Below are 17,983 nucleotides of genomic sequence, written 5' to 3' on the forward strand. Positions count from 1 at the left end.
TTTGCCGTGCTTCACCTGGTGTGAAAGCTTGAGCAGCTTAATTTTTTTTCAAAACTTCGATTTTTGTTTTTCAATGAGCGATCAATGCAAATTGTCATTTTTACGATTGGCACGGAAGGCGACGTGCGCCCCCTCGTTGCGCTGGGGGCGGGCTTAAAGCAGAGGGGTCACAAGGTGCGTCTCGCGACGCATCCCATGTTTCGAAACCTCATCGAACGCCATGGCCTGGAATTTGCGGAACTGGATGGAGATTTCCGCGACTGGATGAGCACGGACAAGAAGATCATGGGACGTGCCCTCAGGATTGGGGAGATGCTGACCGCCTTCCGGCAGAAGCTCAAGGAAATTTCGAAAAACTGGCCTGAGCAGGGAATGGTTGCCGCCAGGGGCGCTGACCTCATCATCGGCAACGGAATGGTCAGTCAACTTGGCTGTGCCTTAGGCGAGCGGCTGGGAATTGCCTGTATCGAAACCCAACTGGTGCCGAGCTTCCCTTCAAGCAATCCACCGCCGGTTCCGCTGCCGCCTTCCATGTATGGGCTGCCTCCCAGCCTGAACTACGGCCTTGGCTGGCTCGTGCGACGCAGCATGGCTTATGTCATTCAGCCCGCCTATGATGAGCACATCCGCCCGCAGCTCGGTCTTGCTCCTTTTGGTCGCAGAAGCCCCTACAAAACGCTTAATGCCTCACATCTTCGGCTGGTCGGGGTCAGCCCCACACTTGTCCCAAGGTATCCTGGCTGGCCTGACACCATACAGGTTGTCGGTCAGTGGGGCCTAACAGAGAGCGAGAATTGGCAGCCACCGGCCCATCTCGATGAATTCCTTCAGAATGGGGAAAAGCCTGTCTATATCGGCTTTGGCAGCATGTATCACGCCGGCGCGGCGGAGCTGACCGATCTGTTTAAGAAAGTCCTTGAGCATACTGGAATGCGCGCTGTAATCGTGACCGGCTGGGGCGGTTTGGATGGTGTCGTTGGCACAACAACATCACAGCTAGCGGTTATTGACCGCGCGCCCCATGACTGGCTCTTCCAGCATGTGGGAATGGCCGTTCATCATGGTGGGGCGGGGACCACGCATGCTGCTGCCCGCGCCGGAATACCTTCCGTTGTGATGCCCGTCTTTGGCGATCAGCCCTTCTGGGCGTCGAGATTGAACCGACTCGGCGCTGCGCCGCCCGCGCTCCCCAGGAAGAAGGCCAGTTTCGAGCGATTGCTGAAAGCTTTTTCCGCCGCAGCTGGTTCAAAGATGCAGGCAAGTGCGCGTCATCTTGGTCGTGTAATCCGCTCCGAGGATGGTGTGGGAACGGCTATAGACCTGATGGAGCGCCACGGCGTTGTGCGTTGAACAGGGCGAGGCGCGAATCGATTTTTCGCGCCACAATCATCTGAGACGCTGGCTGTATGCAGTTCATGGTGCTTGCAAGGCGTTGAAAACATTAAGTGAACAAAATCCCTAAATGCTTTTTGGATCAATATTTTAGTTGCTCTTGAAAATTAGAACAAAATGAGTACATTGGTCATCAACAGCTGCTTCGTTGCGAGCGGGGCTGCAATAACCTAAAGGTGTTTCAAATGGCTCAGAACTCATTGCGGCTCGTAGAGGAAAAATCAGTGGATAAAAGCAAGGCTCTGGAAGCGGCGCTTTCGCAAATCGAACGAAACTTCGGCAAGGGCTCGATCATGAAGCTCGGTGCCAACGAAAGCGTGGTGGAGATCGAGACGGTTTCGACCGGATCGCTCAGCCTGGACATTGCGCTTGGTATTGGCGGCCTGCCCAAAGGACGTATTGTCGAAATCTATGGTCCGGAAAGTTCCGGTAAGACGACGCTGGCACTTCAGACAATCGCTGAAGCGCAGAAGAAGGGTGGCGTGTGCGCCTTTGTGGATGCTGAACATGCGCTCGATCCGGTTTATGCGCGCAAGCTCGGCGTTGATCTTCAGAATCTGCTGATCTCTCAGCCCGATACGGGCGAACAAGCCCTGGAAATTACCGATACGCTGGTGCGTTCTGGCGCTGTCGATGTTCTGGTTGTGGACTCCGTGGCGGCGCTGACGCCGCGTGCTGAAATCGAAGGCGAAATGGGTGATAATCTGCCCGGCCTGCAGGCCCGCCTTATGAGCCAGGCGTTGCGTAAGCTGACCGGATCGATTTCCCGCTCGAACTGCATGGTGATCTTCATCAACCAGATCCGCATGAAGATTGGCGTTATGTTTGGTTCACCGGAAACCACGACCGGTGGCAATGCGCTTAAGTTTTATGCATCGGTGCGTCTTGATATCCGCCGCATTGGCTCTGTGAAGGAGCGCGAGGAAGTGGTGGGTAACCAGACCCGTGTCAAAGTCGTCAAGAACAAGATGGCGCCTCCCTTCAAGCAGGTCGAGTTCGACATCATGTATGGTGAAGGCGTCTCGAAAACCGGCGAGTTGATCGATCTGGGCGTCAAGGCCGGGATTGTCGAGAAATCCGGCGCCTGGTTCTCCTATAATAGTCAACGTCTGGGCCAGGGACGTGAAAACGCCAAGACCTATCTGAGGGACAATCCGGAACTGGCGCGTGAAATCGAAATGGCGCTCCGCCAGAACGCCGGTTTGATTGCAGATCGCTTCCTCCAGAATGGTGGACCGGATAGCGGCGACGATGCAGGCGATTCGGACGCCTGAATCAAATGCCTCCAGGCGGCACTTGACACAGCTTGTGCCTTCTCTTCGCGTGATTCAGGGTGAATGATGCGAGGAACCAGGTGATGCGGCGTCCTGAAAATGGCGAGTGAGGTTTCGACGCTGAATGAGGCCTCTTAATTTCAGTGCGTGCATTTTATAATGACGTGGCGGCTACGCAAGGCAACTTGTGTGGCCGTTTGCTTGTGATGCTTGATGCTGGACAGGTGTCGGGGAGAAAGATAAAAGCCAAGGGCTTTTGAACGATGATGACCGCTCGGGCGGTGAAGAAGGGTTTTGCATGAGTGGCGTGAATGAAATCCGGTCGACTTTCCTCGACTATTTTCGAAAGAACGGTCACGAGATTGTCTCGTCGAGTCCGCTCGTTCCGCGCAACGACCCGACCTTGATGTTCACCAATGCGGGCATGGTCCAGTTCAAGAACGTTTTTACAGGCCTTGAGACGCGCCCCTACTCGACGGCATCCACGTCGCAGAAGGTTGTGCGCGCTGGCGGCAAGCACAATGACCTCGATAATGTCGGTTACACCGCGCGCCACCTGACCTTCTTCGAAATGCTGGGCAACTTCTCCTTTGGAGATTACTTCAAGGAACGTGCGATCGAACTGGCCTGGAACCTTGTGACCAAGGGCTTCGACCTGCCGAAGGATCGCCTTCTTGTTACCGTCTATGCCGATGACGAGGAAGCTGCGACCCTGTGGAAGAAGATTGCCGGATTTTCTGACAACAAGATCATCCGCATTCCAACCTCCGATAACTTCTGGCAGATGGGTGATACCGGTCCCTGCGGCCCCTGTTCGGAAATATTCATCGATCAGGGCGAGCATGTATGGGGTGGTCCCCCCGGTTCGCCGGAGGAGGACGGTGATCGTTTTCTCGAATTCTGGAACCTCGTTTTCATGCAATTCGAGCAGACGGCACCCGGTGAGCGCACGCCGCTGCCGCGTCCCTCTATCGATACAGGCATGGGCCTGGAACGCATGGCTTGCATTTTGCAGGGCGTGTCCAGTGTTTTCGAAACGGATCTGTTCAAGGCATTGATTGCCGCAACGGAAGATGTTGTGGGTGCCAAGGCGGAAGGCGAGCAGGCTGCAAGCTTCCGCGTCATCGCCGACCATCTTCGTTCATCGGCCTTCCTGATTGCCGATGGCGTGCTGCCTTCAAATGAAGGGCGTGGCTATGTTCTTCGCCGCATCATGCGCCGCGCCATGCGCCACATGCAGTTGCTCGGCGCGCGTGAGCCTTTGATGTATAAGTTGCTTCCCGCTCTCGTCGGTGAGATGGGGCGCGCCTATCCGGAGTTGACCCGCGCCGAGGCGCTTGTTTCGGAAACCTTGAAGCTGGAAGAGACCAAATTCCGCGCCACGCTTGCGCGGGGGCTTTCGCTTTTGTCCGAGGCAACTGAAACGCTCGACAAGGGCGATTCGCTGGATGGTGAAACGGCCTTCAAGCTTTACGATACCTATGGCTTCCCTCTCGATCTGACGCAGGATGCCTTGCGCGCGCGCGGCATTGGCGTTGACCTGACTGGTTTCAATGATGCCATGCAGCGGCAGAAGGCAGAAGCGCGCGCCAACTGGGCGGGCTCCGGCGAGAAGGCGACGGAAAGCGTCTGGTTCGAGCTTAAGGAGAAGTTCGGTGCGACCGAATTCCTTGGTTACGACACCGAGTCAGCCGAAGGGGTCGTCCAGGCCATTCTTCGTGATGGCGGTGTTGTTGGCGATGCCAAGGCCGGAGATACGGTCCTTGTCGTTGTCAGCCAGACACCGTTCTACGGCGAATCCGGCGGACAGATGGGCGACACGGGTATTATCTCCTCGGATAATGCCAAGTTGCAGGTCACCGATACGACAAAGAAGGGCGAGGGGCTTTTTGTCCACGCCGCGACTGTGCTCGAAGGTGTTCTGAAAACTGACGAGGCTGTTGTTCTGACAGTTGATCATGCTCGCCGGTCGAAACTTCGCGCCAACCACTCCGCGACCCATCTTCTTCATGAGGCGCTGCGGGAAGTTCTTGGAACGCACGTCGCACAGAAGGGTTCGCTGGTAGCGCCTGAACGCCTGCGCTTCGACGTTTCGCATCCCAAGCCGATGAGCGTTGAGGAGTTGCAGAAGGTCGAGGAAATGGCCAATGCGATCATTCTCCAGAACGCCCCGGTTACGACCCGTCTGATGAGCGTTGACGATGCAATCGCTGAAGGCGCTATGGCGCTGTTTGGCGAAAAATATGGTGAGGAAGTCCGCGTTGTTTCTATGGGCACAGGCCTGGAAGGAAGCAAGGCGGGTAAGCCTTACTCTGTCGAGCTCTGCGGCGGCACCCATGTCGGTGCAACAGGTGATATCGGTCTCGTCCGCATCATTGGCGAGAGTGCTGTCGGTTCAGGCGTTCGCCGCGTTGAAGCTGTGACGGGCGAGGGTGCTCGCGCCTATCTGGCGGAGCAGGATGAGCGTGTGAAGTCGCTGGCCAGTATGCTCAAGGTGCAGCCGGCAGATGTTCTGCCGCGCGTTGAGGCGCTCGTCGAAGAGCGGCGCAAGCTGGAAAAGGAATTGGCGGAAGCACGCCGCAAGCTCGCAATGGGTGGTGCACAGTCCGGTTCTGCCTCCGAAGTGCGTGAGGTTGCCGGTATCAAGTATCTCGGCAAGGCTGTGTCCGGTGTTGAAGCCAAGGATCTCAAGGGTCTTGTGGATGAAGCCAAGGCATCGCTCGAGTCTGGCATTGTGCTGTTGATTGCTGTCAGTGAGGATGGCAAGGCGAGCGCGGTGACAGGCGTGACGGCCGATCTGACAGATAAGTTCAGTGCTGTGGACCTTGTGCGGATTGCAGCGGCTGCTCTTGGCGGCAAGGGTGGTGGTGGCCGGCCGGACATGGCCCAGGCCGGTGGCCCTGATGGCGCGAAGGCCGCTGAGGCTATTGAAGCTGTGGCTGCTGCGTTGGCTGGCTGAAGGCCTGAATAGGGCTGCAGTTGGAAGCAGTACTGCAGCCCGCAACAAGTTTCGGAGAATGATGTGACGCTGGCAGCGGCAAACGAGCCGATCGATCTTGCGGAAGACGGTCCCAACGAGTTTCCGAACGGCTTGTTCGAGAAGGCGCCGCAAACAACAGCGTTCAACAAGCTTCGTAAGCGCCTGCTGCGGCAGGTTAGGCAGGCGCTTGATGATTTCGATATGCTGAAGGGGCAGAAGCGCTGGCTGGTTGGCCTTTCAGGCGGCAAGGACTCCTATTCGCTGCTGGCGCTGCTAATGGACCTGCAGTGGCGCGGCCTGTTGCCGGTCGAGCTTGTGGCCTGCAATCTGGATCAAGGCCAGCCGAATTTTCCAAAGCATATCCTTCCGGGGTATTTGGAAAATCTGGGTGTGCGCCATCGGATAGAATATCGCGACACCTATTCAGTCGTGAAGGAGAAGGTGCCTGAGGGCGCCACCTACTGTTCGCTCTGTTCGAGGTTGAGACGCGGTAATCTTTATCGCGTTGCTCGCGAAGAAGGCTGTGATGCCCTTGTTCTGGGGCATCATCGCGATGACATTCTCGAAACATTTTTCATGAACCTCTTTCATGGCGGGCGACTGGCGGCGATGCCCGCGAAATTGCTCAACGACGAGAGCGATCTTTTCGTTCTTCGCCCGCTGGCTTACTGCGCGGAAGAGGATCTGGCAAAATTTGCTGCTGCCATGCAGTTCCCGATCATTCCCTGTGATCTCTGTGGATCGCAGGACGGTTTGCAGCGCAACGCAATGAAGCAGATGCTGACCAATATGGAAACGCAAATGCCTGGCCGGAAAGACCGGATGCTGCGTGCTCTTTCGCACGTCAATCCTTCCCATCTGCTCGATCCGCAATTGTTCGATTTTGCGGCTCTTGCACCGTCTCCCAGAGATTGAGGTTCACTCATGCCCGTTGATATCATGGCGCTTGCGGATGTATTGAGGCAGGCCGCGAAGCAGGAAATTCTGCCGCGCTTTCGCCGCCTCGGCGCGCATGAGGTGCGTGCGAAATCCGAAGCCACGGATCTGGTAACTGAGGCTGACGAGCAGGCTGAACGCTACATCAAAGCGGAAGTTGCGAAGTTTGCTCCGGATGCTTTGTTCATTGGCGAGGAGAGTGTTGCCGCTGATGCGAGTTTATTGAACAGGCTTGCAGATGCGGAACTCGCGGTGATCGTCGATCCGGTGGATGGAACCTTCAATTTTGCGGCTGGCGTGCCAGCCTTCGGCGTCATGGCTTCCGTCGTCTACAAGGGCGAGGCGATTGCGGGTATCATCTACGATCCAATGGGAGATGACTGGGTGATGGCTGAGAAGGGCGGCGGTGCCTTTCTACGCAGGCCAGATGGAGACGCTGTGCGTTTGGCGACTGCCGCAGCCAAGCCGCTTGAGGCCACGTACGGCATGGCGTCTGCTGCCTATTTCTATGCGGAGCAGCGGCTTCAGCTTTTGACTAACCTGGCAAAGCTGAGGTTCTTTGCAAGCTATCGCTGCTCCGCACAGGAGTACCGCATATTGGCCGGCGGTCATGTGGATTTTGTACTCTACAACAAGCTGATGCCTTGGGATCACGTGGGTGGCTCCCTGATCGTGCAGGAGGCTGGTGGGCATGTGGCCAAGTTGGATGGCTCCCCCTATCGTCCACACGAATTCGAAGGCGGCCTGCTGGCGGCATCTAATAAGGAGACTTGGGATATGCTGAAACGCGAGATCCTGGGGTAAGCCCGAAGTCATCCACCAAAAAGCCTCGATATCGTGCGGATATCGAGGCTTTTCTTTTTTATATGGTCCGCCTTTTCAGGTACGGGGGTGATGTGCCTGGAAGAGGCGCCCTTTTTCGGCGATCAGGACGAAGACCAATCCGATGATCGAAACACAGAAAAAGCCAGCCACCATGGGCAAGGCTGTGCCGTTGAAGGCTTGGCCGATGACCGCACCGATTGCCGCGCCCCCGACGGTGCTCATAAAGCCAAGTACCGAGGATGCCGTGCCTGCCACGTGCCCGAGCGGCTCCATGGCGAGCGAATTGAAGTTCGCAGCAATCCAGCCGAACTGGAACATAGCCAGAGCAAAGAAGGCCAGGAAAAGCAGGAATGGCATGGGTTCGCTGCTCAACATCTGCACCATCAGCCACACGAAGGTGACGAGGATAAAGCCGAGAAGCGAGGCATGGGAGAGCTTGCGCATACCGAAGCGACCGACGAGGCGCGAATTGACGAAAGATGACAGCGACATGAAGGCGGCGACGGCAGCAAATGCCACCGGAAACCATGGTCCCAGACCATAGATGCCGACATAGATTTGCTGCGCCGAATTGATGAAGCCGAACAGCGCACCGAAGATGAAGGTACCGGCAATCGTGTAGCACAGAGCGATACGGTCGGTGAGCACGATGCGAAAGCCGCCAAGGATGGAACTGATGGTGAGTGGACGGACATCGTCCGGAGAAAGGGTTTCCGGCAATCTCATCACCATCCAGGCAAGAACCAGCATGGCCATGATGCCAATGAAGAGAAAAATCATGTGCCAATTGCCGCCCAGCATGATGAGCTGTCCGGTTCCAGGCGCAATGATCGGCACAATCATGAAGACCATCATGATCAGCGACATGACTTCAGCCATGGCTCTGCCGCCGTAAACATCGCGAACAATGGATACGGTGATGACGCGGGTGGATGCCGCGCCAGCGCCCTGGATAAAGCGCAGAATAAGAAGCCCGGCAAAACTTGGAACCATAACGATTGCCAATGAGCATATGATGTAAAGCGAGAGGCCAAATATCATGGGGGCGCGACGCCCAAACCGATCGGACAGAGGGCCATACAGCAACTGCGCAAAGCCAAAGCCGAAAAGATAAGAGGATACGATGAACTGGCGTTCGTTCACGTCATCGACATTCAATGCGGCACCGATCTCCTGAAGAGCGGGCAGCATAATATCGATGGCAAGAGCGTTAAGCGCCATCAGCATCGCCATCATGGCAATGAACTCTGGTTTGCCCATGCCCTTCAAGCGGACGGGCGCCGTGGTGGTAGCAAGTGTCACGTGCGTATTCCTGAAAATGCAAAGGCGCCGCAGGGGTGCGACGCCTCGATCTTGAAAAGATGATTGCCGAACAGGTCGGCAGGAGGCCCCTCAGGCAGCGCCGCGAACAGCGATACCTTGTTCCTGGAAATGAGACTGCAGCTCGCCCGACTGGAACATTTCGCGGACAATATCGCATCCGCCAACAAACTCACCCTTGATGTAGAGCTGGGGAATGGTCGGCCAGTTGGAATAGTCCTTGATGCCCTGACGAATTTCCTGATCCGCGAGCACATTGATGCCTTTGTAGTCTACGCCCAGGTAATCCAGAATCTGCACAACCTGGCCGGAGAAGCCACATTGCGGGAACTGTGGGGTGCCCTTCATGAAAAGCACCACATCGCTGCCTTTCACTTCGCTGTCGATCAGCTCATGAATTCCGCTCATGATTGATTTCCTTTCTCATCCGGGTTCAAGGTCCGGACTTTATTGAGGTCTAAATAACATGGATTACCGGGATTTCCAGTCAAGTAATCCACTGGATGCTATCAATTTCCATGATAGATTATCACGTACGAAGCCGATTAATCGGGTGCAGAAGTCTGTAGCGCCAGGGCATGCAGAACGCCGCCCATATTGCCCTTCAAAGCCTCATACACCATCTGGTGCTGCTGAACGCGGCTCTTGCCGCGAAAGGCTTCCGCAACGACTTCTGCGGCGTAGTGATCTCCATCGCCAGCGAGATCCCGGATCGTGACTTTGGCACCCGGGATCCCAGCCTTGATCATGTCTTCAATTTCTCCGGGGCGCATTGGCATTGGCTTATTCCTTCCATGTAAGGCTGCATGTCTTGCTCGCCAGATTGCCAAATTCTACCGGATTCTCAAAGAGCTTTGAGATGGTTCACGCCATAAACGTGGGGAACCAGCTCTCATGCGCATTGACCAGTTTCGTCACGGCAATATCGACCAGCCCATCGACTACAAGATTTTCGCCGCCGACCTTGCCAAGTGTGCGGAACGGCACGCCTGCAGATTCGGCGCTTGCACGCACGAAGTTCGCAAGGTCTGCCGAAACCGCAATGACGTAGCGTGCCTGATCTTCACCGAAGAGGAGGGCATGCGGCAGGCCGCGGCATTCTTCCAGCGAAAGTTTTGCACCCTTCAGCGATGCCATGGCCATTTCCGCCAGCGCCAGCAAGAGACCGCCTGACGAGATATCGTGGCAAGCAGTGACCTGTCCATTCCGGATGATGCTGCGCACGAAATCGCCGTGACGACGTTCTGCAGCAAGATCGACCACAGGGGCAGGTCCTTCCGTCGAGCCCAGAATGTCTCTCAGGTAAATGGACGAGCCGAGATGCGAGCCGTCGGTACCAATCATGATCAGCACGTCGCCGTCGTTGGCTGTGCCGATGCGGGCCATTTTGGACCAATCGGGCAGAAGGCCCACGCCAGCAATGGTGGGTGTGGGGAGAATGGCAACGCCGTTGGTCTCGTTGTACAGCGAGACATTGCCCGAAACGATCGGGAAATCGAGAGCGCGGCAGGCTTCGCCAATGCCCTGGATGGCACCGACGAACTGGCCCATGATTTCGGGCTTTTCCGGATTTCCGAAATTCAGGTTATCCGTCGCAGCAAGAGGCTCCGCGCCAGTCGCTGTGATGTTGCGCCAGCATTCGGCGACCGCCTGTTTGCCGCCCTCAACCGGGTCTGCCTCGACGTATCGGGGGGTAACGTCCGATGAGAAGGCCAACGCCTTGGAGGCATGGCCTTCGACACGTACGACACCTGCATCGCCGCCCGGCAACTGCAGAGAGTTGCCCTGGATCAGGGTGTCGTACTGCTCATAGACCCAGCGACGGCTGGATTGATTGGGTGAGCCGACGAGCTTGAGAAGAGCGTCATTATAATCAGTTGGGGCAGCAACCTGATCGGCGGGAAGCGCCGGGCGCGCATTCCAGGGCTGCCAGGGGCGATCATATTCCGGGGCCTCATCGCCCAGTTCCTTGATCGGCAGGTTTGCAACCTCTTCGCCCTGGTGGATGACGCGGAAACGCAGGTCATCGGTGGTCTTGCCGACGATGGCAAAGTCCAGGCCCCACTTGACGAAGATGGCCTTGGCTTCCTCTTCCTTTTCAGGGCGCAGAACCATGAGCATGCGCTCCTGGCTCTCGGAAAGCATCATTTCATAGGCCGTCATACGCTCTTCGCGAACTGGAACCTTGTCGAGATCAAGCTCGATACCGAGGTCGCCCTTTGCACCCATTTCAACTGCTGAGCAGGTGAGGCCCGCGGCGCCCATGTCCTGGATCGCGATAACTGCGCCGGTCGCCATGAGTTCAAGGCATGCCTCAAGCAGGCATTTTTCGGTGAAGGGATCGCCAACCTGCACGGTTGGACGCTTTTCCTCGATGGATTCGTCAAATTCCGCCGAAGCCATCGTCGCACCGCCGACGCCATCGCGTCCGGTCTTTGCGCCGAGATACACCACCGGCAGACCAACGCCTTCGGCCTTCGAGTAGAAAATGGCGTCTGTTTTCGCCAGGCCAGCTGCAAAAGCATTGACGAGAATATTGCCGTTGTAACGGGGATCGAACTCAACCTCACCGCCGACGGTCGGCACCCCGAAGGAGTTGCCATAGCCGCCAACTCCGGCCACGACGCCGGAAACGAGATGCTTTGTCTTTGGGTGGTCCGGTGCGCCGAAGCGAAGCGCATTCATAGCTGCAACGGGACGCGCGCCCATGGTGAAGACATCGCGAAGAATGCCGCCAACGCCGGTGGCAGCGCCTTGGTAGGGCTCGATGTAGGAGGGGTGGTTGTGGCTTTCCATTTTAAAGACGACGCAATCGCCATCGTCTATGTCGACGACGCCAGCGTTTTCACCCGGTCCTTGAATGACGCGCGGGCCTTTGGTTGGCAGCGTGCGCAGCCACTTCTTCGAAGACTTGTAGGAGCAATGCTCGTTCCACATGGCCGAGAAAATTCCAAGCTCCGTGAAGCTCGGCTCACGCCCGATCAAGTCGAGTATGCGCTGATATTCATCCGGCTTGAGGCCGTGTGCTGCAATAAGTTCAGGTGTGATGGCGATATGGTTCGAAATAGTCATCGTCTTCCCTACAGGCGGTCCGGGCTGGCGTCTCTTTAACCTAGAAGACAATTGGGCGCGACAGGAATTTTCCTGTCGCGCCCATATGATTCATGACTGTCAAACCTGACAGGATCAGAACTTGTAACCGACCATGACACCGCCGCGGGTGAGGCCGTTGTTTGGCTCGCCGCACAGATTGGCATGAGAAGAATGCGAAAGCGTGCCAACGACGCGCCAGTTCTCAGTGATGTTCACGCCTGCCGCGACATATTCATGAAACAGCGTGTGGCATCCGAGGAAGGGGCCGCGCCCTCCGTCCATCTCAAGTTTGCCGTCGTTCAGGCTGCCGCCGAAGCCGGCTTCAACAAAGAGATACTGGCCAAGCGGAACTGTCCATGAAAAACCGGCATAGACCTGATTTGCTTCGCCTGCAGTGCTGATGTCGCCGCCGACGTGAATGCGCGGACGAATGAACTTCTCGAAGCCCTGGGCATTGTTGTGATCCCAGGGGTCGAAGAAGACCATTCCGGAAATGAATGCGCCCTTTTCGTCATTGGTGTAGGTCTTGTCTGCCGCAACAAGTGCCCCGAAGCGCGCTTCGTCGAAGATTGGCTTCTCCAGCGGGCCGCCAGCGGAGGCCGTATCCGCCGCCTGTGCTTGATGAGCGATAAGCATGAAAGTTGCCGCTGCCAGTGAGCGGAACAGGTTGGATCCTGTAATGGATTGCATTGACGGTCTTACCCCCGGATCGACGTGTCTGCGTCGTGAAGCACGCGCATGTGATCGGAAGTTAGACGGTCCAAAACGAATGATGGCAAGCGGCAAAAAGATCGAGAAGCGCTTCGGGAACAAAATAGCGGGAACTGTTGCAACTACAGAACGGTCTTGAGCGATCCGGCTTCGTGTTTAAGGTATAAAGGCCGCTGCTTCGGGGCTAAACTGCGCCACTCAGCAGTTTTTTGCACCGTTTGCCCAGCGAACCACATCACGTTTGATTCGCTCGCCTGCCGCGCCGTCTGCCAGAGGGCCGAATGCGTCGAGTCGCGCAGGGTTGCCTTCCGCCTGTACAACCAGCAATGGGCGCGATTCGGGGCTGTGCCTGGGGACTGCCAGAATGCGTGGGCGACCGGAGAAGGAGTTCAGCTCCGGTGCCAGCCGATAGTCCCTGAAGGTGCTATCGCCGGATTTGAACCAGCAGCTATTGGCGGCCAATGCAACCCGTTCCATGGTCGGCAGGGCTGCGCGATCGACTGATGGAGGCCGTGGCTTGCTGGATTGACATGCGGCCAGCGCAAGAACGGTCGCGAAGAGGGCGAGGCTGCACGTCAACTGGCGCATGTTCAATCCTGATATAATGAAGCGCTTTTCAAGCAGCAATAACGTTGAGAGCGGAGGCGAAGATGCCCTTGCCGTCCGTGCCGCCATGTGCCGCTTCAATGAGGTTTTCCGGGTGGGGCATCATGCCAAGCACATTGCCCTTGCCGTTGATGACGCCTGCGATATCGAGCAGCGACCCGTTCGGATTCGTGCCCTCCGCATAGCGGAATACGATCTGGCCGTTATCCTGCATGGACTTCAGCGTTTCATCGTCCACATAGTAATTGCCGTCATGATGGGCCACAGGGCAGCGAATGATCTGGCCCTGAGCGTAAGCGCGGGTGAAATCCGTATCGGCATTCACCACTTCCAGCTTGATCTGCTTGCAGACGAATTTGAGTGAGCTGTTACGCATCAATGCGCCGGGCAGCAGGCCCGCTTCCACGAGAATCTGAAAGCCGTTGCAGACACCAATGACCTTTACGCCTGCTTCGGCCTTGCGACGGATAGCCTCCATAACCGGCATACGCGCTGCAATCGCGCCGCAGCGCAGGTAGTCGCCGTAAGAGAAGCCGCCGGGAATGACGATGAGGTCGACATCGGGAATTTCGGTCTCCGTCTGCCAGACAGTAACGGGCGCCTGTCCCGAGATGCGGGTCAGGGCAGCAATCATGTCGCGGTCACGGTTCAGGCCGGGCAACTGGACAACGGCGGACTTCATGGGGCGTTCAACCTTGCCTTGGCTCCAGAAAAGGAGCGGGAGTTAAGTCTCTATTCCTCGATGAAGGCGATACAAAGTCGCCTTCCAATCCTGATCGGGAGTTGCGGCGCCTTGCGAAGAAGCGCCGTCTTGTGCGGGCAATCAGGCCAGCGAAATCGAATAGTTTTCGATGACAGTGTTTGCCAGAAGCTTCTCGCACATGGCCTTCAGCTCTTCCTCAGCCTTGGCACGATCGGAAGTGTCCAATTCGAGGTCGAAGACCTTGCCTTGGCGAACCTGATGAACGCCGTCAAAGCCGAGACTGCCGAGCGCGCCTTCAATTGCCTTGCCCTGCGGGTCGAGAACGCCGTTCTTCAGAGTAACGGTTACGCGTGCCTTGATCACTGCTTGCTCCCTGAGAGATTACTGTACGAGAACCGGACCCGTACCGCGGATCGGTTCGTTTTCATTGATGATGCCGAGGCGACGAGCCACTTCGGAATAGGCTTCCAGCAATCCGCCCAGATCGCGGCGGAAGCGGTCCTTGTCCATCTTTTCGCGTGTCTCGATATCCCAGAGACGGCAGCTATCCGGCGAGATTTCGTCCGCCAGGATAATGCGCATCATGTCGCCTTCGAAGAGACGACCACATTCGATCTTGAAATCGACGAGCTGGATTCCGACGCCGAGGAAGAGGCCGGAGAGGAAGTCGTTTACGCGAATGGCAAGCGCCATGATGTCATCCAGCTCGGCCGGATTGGCCCAGCCAAAAGCGGTGATGTGCTCTTCAGACACCATTGGGTCCGCGAGCTGGTCCGACTTGTAATAGAATTCGATGATGGAACGCGGCAATACGACGCCTTCTTCAATGCCGAGGCGTTCCGAGAGAGAGCCCGCGGCGACATTGCGCACGACAATCTCCAGCGGAATCATTTCCACTTCCTTGATCAACTGCTCGCGCATGTTCAGGCGGCGGATGAAGTGGGTGGGAATGCCGATCTTGTTCAGATGGGTGAAGATGTACTCGGAGATACGGTTGTTGAGAACACCCTTGCCGTCGATGACATCGTGCTTCTTCTTGTTGAAAGCGGTGGCATCATCCTTGAAGAACTGAATCAGCGTACCCGGTTCGGGGCCCTCATACAGGATCTTGGCCTTGCCCTCGTAGATACGGCGGCGACGGTTCATGACTTCTTGTCTCGTTGTTCGTGCGCCGGTGCGGCGCTGTGGAAATTCGGTTGAGCGGTCCAATAACGGAAATCCTCTCATTTCACAATGCAGCTTGATCCTTTCGGCGCAGCCTGAAAGCGCGATGGAGGCATTTATTCACCGTGTTGCTATACCCTTCGGCAAATATTGAGGCGCATCATTCTCTTCTGATATCCTTATCTTAACCAAAGGGCTGCGGGCGGAGCGGAGCATGAATACAATTTCGTTGAAAGAGCGCGCCAAGGCGCAGGAGCTGAAATACTCCTTTGAGGAAGCCTTCCGCTTCAGGGCTCAGGTTCGCAGAAACCGCATGATCGGTCTTTGGGCGGGCGAGGTGCTGGGGCAACAGGATCCTCTTCTTTATGCCGAAAACCTCGCCAACTGGGCCATCGAGCATCCGTCAGATGCGGAACTTCTCATGAAATTGCGCCGCGATTTTGATGATGCCAAACTACCGCTTGATGACGCAGAACTGACAACGCGCATGCATGGTTTGCTCAAAGAAATTCTCGAAGAGATGAAAAGCGGCTAACTCAGAAAAATGCGTAGCGGTTTTTTCCGCTGCCCTTGGCGCGGTAGAGCGCAATATCGGCATTCTGTAAAACCTGATTGCAGTCGATGCGCGATCCTGCCGCCCAGGCAATTCCTATACTTGCGCCGAGGCAAAGTTGATTGCCCTCATGAACGAAAGGCTTATGCAGGCCATGCAGGACGCTCTCGGCAATGTCTGCCAATTGTGCCTTGCTGCCTGTGAAGGGGGCGATCAAGACGAACTCGTCTCCGCCTAACCGAGCGGCGAAACGAGTGGCTTCTGCCGCCTCCCTCAGAACCATTGCAGCATGGCAAAGAACGGCATCGCCTGCGCTATGTCCAAAGCTGTCATTGATCTGCTTGAAGGCATCGAGATCAATATGAAGGACGCCAAGCGCACGTTCCTGCGATGCGCAGCTTTCACTCTCCTGCTTCAGCCTCCTATCCAGGAAGCGCCGATTGGGCAGGCCCGTCAGATAATCGTGCAGGGAGTTATGCTCGATCTGGCTGCGCGTCTCTTCCAGTTCTGTAGCACGTGCCTCGGCCAGCATCTTTGCCCGCTCAAGCTCTTCACGCATCTGCACATCCTGGGTCACATCCCAGTTCGCACCGACAAGCTTGGTGTGACCGTCGACATCGATGAACATCATGCTGAAGCTGCGGATGACGCGCTCCGTTCCATCCGACAGTCTCACGCGGTACTGATCCGAGAAGCAATCATGTGACGCGCGATGCGTTTCGACTCGTGCGAGAACGCGTGCCGCATCGTCAGGATGCAGGAAGCTTTCCCATGTCTGGCCAACGTTAATCCTGATGGCTGGGTCGACGCCGTATATCTCATACATGCGCTCGTCCCAGTCCACATCGCCGGATGTCAGATCCGCTTCGAACACACCAACACCGGAAATGGCAAGCGCCATTTCCAGACGGCGGGTGGCCCGGGCTGCGCGTTGCTCGGTTTCCTTGCGGCTTGTAATGTCGGTGTCCGTGCCGACCACGCGCATCGCCCGTCCGCTTTCGTCGCGGTCGACGCATGCGCCACGACACTCAATCCAGACGTAATGGCCATCCTTGTGCTTTTCGCGATAGGCGAAAACGAGGTAATCCGGGTCTCCGGCCTCCTGTCGTTCCATGGCATAAAGCGTATGAGCGCGATCCTCCGGATGTACCAGTTCCAGCCAGGCCTCTTTCGAAGGCGGCAGGGGATCTTCCAGTGACATTCCACGGATCAGCCGCCATGTCGGCGAATAATATTTTCTGCCCGCCCGGTAGTCATGATCCCAAACTCCGGATGCAGAGCTGACAAGCGCGCTGTTCCACCGTGTCTCACGCGCGACGAGATCGTCCAGCATGCGCTTGTCGCTGGTGAGGTCAACCAGTTGAACCATCAACAGCGTGGCATTTTCTGCAATATCGAGTTGAAACGGACGAGCAAACATCCGCACCCATGCCACGCCACCTTCTGGCAATGAGATGCGAAGAACCTCGCTTCTGCTCTTGTCCGGTGCCAGGGGGGCTGGAGACAGAAGCTTGGCAATCTTTGCCGGATTTTCCTGTTCGATCAGCGAGGCCAGCGTTCGAGCACCGGGCGTGAACCAGGTCTCCTTGAAGGATCGATTGGCATGCACAAAGCGACCGGCATCCGGCTCCACCACGGCTGTCGCCAACGGCATATGGTCGACGCATTCCAAAAATGCGGCCAACCGGCCTTGGGCAGTCGCAGGAAGTGCATTTCCCAGTTCCACGGCTCAGCCAACCCCGTTTCCGGATAGGTGTAATCCATAATCGGTTAGGTTAAGCGCAGCCTAACTTAGCCCGACGACTGTACACAGTCGCAGATTCGTTGCCGCCGTCAATCGCAGTTTCAGGATTTCAGGGTTTTAGGTTTGCAAGGAACTTGGCAAATACCATCGTGCCCTCCGGCCATGGACCATGACCGGATTCTGCATTCAGATGGCCAGCTTCTCCTGCATCGATCAGCAGTGAGCCCCATGCATTGGCAATATCATCGGCGTGCTCATAGCTGCCAAAGGGATCATTGCGGCTTGCAATGGTAATCGATGGGAAAGGCAATGGATCGCGCGGGTAGGGGCCAAATGTCATCAGATGTTTTGGCCTTATCTCCGGATTGGCCACATCCGGTGGGGCAACGAAGAAAGCGCCGACAACCTTGTTGCGAAACAGGGGAACGGCATGAATTGCTGTCGGCACGCCGAGCGAATGTGCCACAAGCACGACAGGCCGGGTGGAGGCATTCACTTCTTCCGCGACACGGGCGACCCAATCTTCACGCACAGGCTTGGACCATTCGGCCTGCTCAACGCGGCGCGCGGTCTGTAGCTTGGACTCCCAACGTGTCTGCCAGTGAGCCGGCCCGGAATTGGTATAGCCGGGAATGATGAGAATATCTGCTTCTGATGCTTTCATGGCGCTTATGTGCTGCCG

17 protein-coding genes are annotated in these 17,983 nt (G+C 56.6%); 6 read left to right on the top strand and 11 right to left on the bottom strand.

Annotated features, from left to right (window positions below):
* Nucleotides 1–84 precede the first annotated feature (84 nt).
* From ACFSE1_RS01315 to ACFSE1_RS01335, 5 genes are all read left to right on the top strand, one after another.
* The gene (locus tag ACFSE1_RS01315) at nucleotides 85–1,350 is read left to right on the top strand and encodes a glycosyltransferase (protein WP_377395424.1); all 1,266 of its coding nucleotides are present in this window, start codon (nucleotides 85–87) and stop codon (nucleotides 1,348–1,350) included.
* Between the two features lie 227 nt (nucleotides 1,351–1,577).
* Nucleotides 1,578–2,666 carry a recombinase RecA gene (gene recA / locus ACFSE1_RS01320; protein WP_377395427.1) on the top strand — a complete coding sequence of 363 codons (1,089 nt, stop codon included), beginning with the start codon at nucleotides 1,578–1,580 and terminating at the stop codon, nucleotides 2,664–2,666.
* A 298-nt stretch (nucleotides 2,667–2,964) separates the two neighbouring features.
* Nucleotides 2,965–5,625, top strand: coding sequence for an alanine--tRNA ligase (gene alaS, locus ACFSE1_RS01325; protein ID WP_377395430.1), 2,661 nt, complete (start codon nucleotides 2,965–2,967; stop codon nucleotides 5,623–5,625).
* Nucleotides 5,626–5,694: 69 nt separating this feature from the next.
* Nucleotides 5,695–6,561: a tRNA 2-thiocytidine(32) synthetase TtcA gene (ttcA, locus tag ACFSE1_RS01330; RefSeq protein ID WP_377396537.1), complete on the top strand. Its 867-nt coding sequence runs from the start codon at nucleotides 5,695–5,697 to the stop codon at nucleotides 6,559–6,561.
* A 9-nt stretch (nucleotides 6,562–6,570) separates the two neighbouring features.
* Complete coding sequence (locus tag ACFSE1_RS01335) at nucleotides 6,571–7,386, top strand: inositol monophosphatase family protein (RefSeq protein WP_377395433.1); 816 nt, start codon at nucleotides 6,571–6,573, stop codon at nucleotides 7,384–7,386.
* Between the two features lie 75 nt (nucleotides 7,387–7,461).
* On the opposite strand, the gene ACFSE1_RS01340 is transcribed toward ACFSE1_RS01335, so the two are convergent.
* The 9 genes from ACFSE1_RS01340 to purC form a co-directional block, all read right to left on the bottom strand.
* On the bottom strand, nucleotides 7,462–8,667 hold the full coding sequence (locus ACFSE1_RS01340) for a multidrug effflux MFS transporter (protein ID WP_377396539.1): 1,206 nt from the start codon (nucleotides 8,665–8,667) through the stop codon (nucleotides 7,462–7,464).
* Nucleotides 8,668–8,799: 132 nt separating this feature from the next.
* Complete coding sequence (gene grxD / locus ACFSE1_RS01345; protein ID WP_377395436.1) at nucleotides 8,800–9,135, bottom strand: Grx4 family monothiol glutaredoxin; 336 nt, start codon at nucleotides 9,133–9,135, stop codon at nucleotides 8,800–8,802.
* A gap of 137 nt (nucleotides 9,136–9,272) precedes the next feature.
* Nucleotides 9,273–9,506, bottom strand: coding sequence for a BolA/IbaG family iron-sulfur metabolism protein (locus tag ACFSE1_RS01350; RefSeq protein ID WP_137133860.1), 234 nt, complete (start codon nucleotides 9,504–9,506; stop codon nucleotides 9,273–9,275).
* An 85-nt stretch (nucleotides 9,507–9,591) separates the two neighbouring features.
* Nucleotides 9,592–11,799 (bottom strand): phosphoribosylformylglycinamidine synthase subunit PurL, encoded by a 2,208-nt coding sequence (purL, locus tag ACFSE1_RS01355; RefSeq protein ID WP_377395439.1) that lies wholly within the window; start codon nucleotides 11,797–11,799, stop codon nucleotides 9,592–9,594.
* A 114-nt stretch (nucleotides 11,800–11,913) separates the two neighbouring features.
* A complete protein-coding gene (locus ACFSE1_RS01360; protein ID WP_377395442.1) occupies nucleotides 11,914–12,510 on the bottom strand; it encodes an acyloxyacyl hydrolase in 597 nt (198 codons plus the stop codon).
* 219 nt (nucleotides 12,511–12,729) lie between these two features.
* On the bottom strand, nucleotides 12,730–13,119 hold the full coding sequence (locus ACFSE1_RS01365; protein ID WP_377395445.1) for a hypothetical protein: 390 nt from the start codon (nucleotides 13,117–13,119) through the stop codon (nucleotides 12,730–12,732).
* A gap of 28 nt (nucleotides 13,120–13,147) precedes the next feature.
* Nucleotides 13,148–13,819, bottom strand: a complete 672-nt coding sequence (gene purQ, locus ACFSE1_RS01370; protein WP_377395447.1) for a phosphoribosylformylglycinamidine synthase subunit PurQ — start codon at nucleotides 13,817–13,819, stop codon at nucleotides 13,148–13,150.
* 141 nt (nucleotides 13,820–13,960) lie between these two features.
* Entirely contained in the window at nucleotides 13,961–14,203 is a 243-nt protein-coding gene (gene purS, locus ACFSE1_RS01375; protein ID WP_377395450.1) for a phosphoribosylformylglycinamidine synthase subunit PurS, read from the bottom strand.
* An 18-nt stretch (nucleotides 14,204–14,221) separates the two neighbouring features.
* Nucleotides 14,222–14,986, bottom strand: a complete 765-nt coding sequence (purC, locus tag ACFSE1_RS01380) for a phosphoribosylaminoimidazolesuccinocarboxamide synthase (RefSeq protein ID WP_377395453.1) — start codon at nucleotides 14,984–14,986, stop codon at nucleotides 14,222–14,224.
* Between the two features lie 232 nt (nucleotides 14,987–15,218).
* Between purC and ACFSE1_RS01385 the strand changes: the two genes are divergently transcribed.
* The gene (locus tag ACFSE1_RS01385) at nucleotides 15,219–15,539 is read left to right on the top strand and encodes an ATPase inhibitor subunit zeta (protein ID WP_377395455.1); all 321 of its coding nucleotides are present in this window, start codon (nucleotides 15,219–15,221) and stop codon (nucleotides 15,537–15,539) included.
* Between the two features lies 1 nt (nucleotide 15,540).
* Here ACFSE1_RS01385 and ACFSE1_RS01390 read toward each other — a convergent pair whose 3' ends face one another.
* Entirely contained in the window at nucleotides 15,541–17,211 is a 1,671-nt protein-coding gene (locus tag ACFSE1_RS01390) for a sensor domain-containing protein (protein WP_377395458.1), read from the bottom strand.
* 199 nt (nucleotides 17,212–17,410) lie between these two features.
* Entirely contained in the window at nucleotides 17,411–17,965 is a 555-nt protein-coding gene (locus tag ACFSE1_RS01395) for an RBBP9/YdeN family alpha/beta hydrolase (RefSeq protein WP_377395461.1), read from the bottom strand.
* Between the last annotated feature and the right edge of the window lie 18 nt (nucleotides 17,966–17,983).

The sequence above is a fragment of the Affinirhizobium helianthi genome (assembly GCF_042680945.1).
Taxonomy (GTDB): domain Bacteria; phylum Pseudomonadota; class Alphaproteobacteria; order Rhizobiales; family Rhizobiaceae; genus Neorhizobium; species Neorhizobium helianthi.

What these genes read in the sequence shown, in the direction of transcription:
- ACFSE1_RS01350 (WP_137133860.1), bottom strand. Translation starts at nt 9,506, where the DNA reads ATGCCAATGCGCCCCGGAGAAATTGAAGACATGATCAAGGCTGGGATC.
- recA (WP_377395427.1), top strand. Translation starts at nt 1,578, where the DNA reads ATGGCTCAGAACTCATTGCGGCTCGTAGAGGAAAAATCAGTGGATAAA.
- alaS (WP_377395430.1), top strand. Translation starts at nt 2,965, where the DNA reads ATGAGTGGCGTGAATGAAATCCGGTCGACTTTCCTCGACTATTTTCGA.
- ACFSE1_RS01395 (WP_377395461.1), bottom strand. Translation starts at nt 17,965, where the DNA reads ATGAAAGCATCAGAAGCAGATATTCTCATCATTCCCGGCTATACCAAT.
- purC (WP_377395453.1), bottom strand. Translation starts at nt 14,986, where the DNA reads ATGAACCGTCGCCGCCGTATCTACGAGGGCAAGGCCAAGATCCTGTAT.
- ACFSE1_RS01335 (WP_377395433.1), top strand. Translation starts at nt 6,571, where the DNA reads ATGCCCGTTGATATCATGGCGCTTGCGGATGTATTGAGGCAGGCCGCG.
- ACFSE1_RS01315 (WP_377395424.1), top strand. Translation starts at nt 85, where the DNA reads ATGCAAATTGTCATTTTTACGATTGGCACGGAAGGCGACGTGCGCCCC.
- ACFSE1_RS01365 (WP_377395445.1), bottom strand. Translation starts at nt 13,119, where the DNA reads ATGCGCCAGTTGACGTGCAGCCTCGCCCTCTTCGCGACCGTTCTTGCG.
- purQ (WP_377395447.1), bottom strand. Translation starts at nt 13,819, where the DNA reads ATGAAGTCCGCCGTTGTCCAGTTGCCCGGCCTGAACCGTGACCGCGAC.
- grxD (WP_377395436.1), bottom strand. Translation starts at nt 9,135, where the DNA reads ATGAGCGGAATTCATGAGCTGATCGACAGCGAAGTGAAAGGCAGCGAT.
- ACFSE1_RS01385 (WP_377395455.1), top strand. Translation starts at nt 15,219, where the DNA reads ATGAATACAATTTCGTTGAAAGAGCGCGCCAAGGCGCAGGAGCTGAAA.
- ACFSE1_RS01390 (WP_377395458.1), bottom strand. Translation starts at nt 17,211, where the DNA reads ATGCCGTTGGCGACAGCCGTGGTGGAGCCGGATGCCGGTCGCTTTGTG.
- purL (WP_377395439.1), bottom strand. Translation starts at nt 11,799, where the DNA reads ATGACTATTTCGAACCATATCGCCATCACACCTGAACTTATTGCAGCA.
- ACFSE1_RS01340 (WP_377396539.1), bottom strand. Translation starts at nt 8,667, where the DNA reads ATGGGCAAACCAGAGTTCATTGCCATGATGGCGATGCTGATGGCGCTT.
- ACFSE1_RS01360 (WP_377395442.1), bottom strand. Translation starts at nt 12,510, where the DNA reads ATGCAATCCATTACAGGATCCAACCTGTTCCGCTCACTGGCAGCGGCA.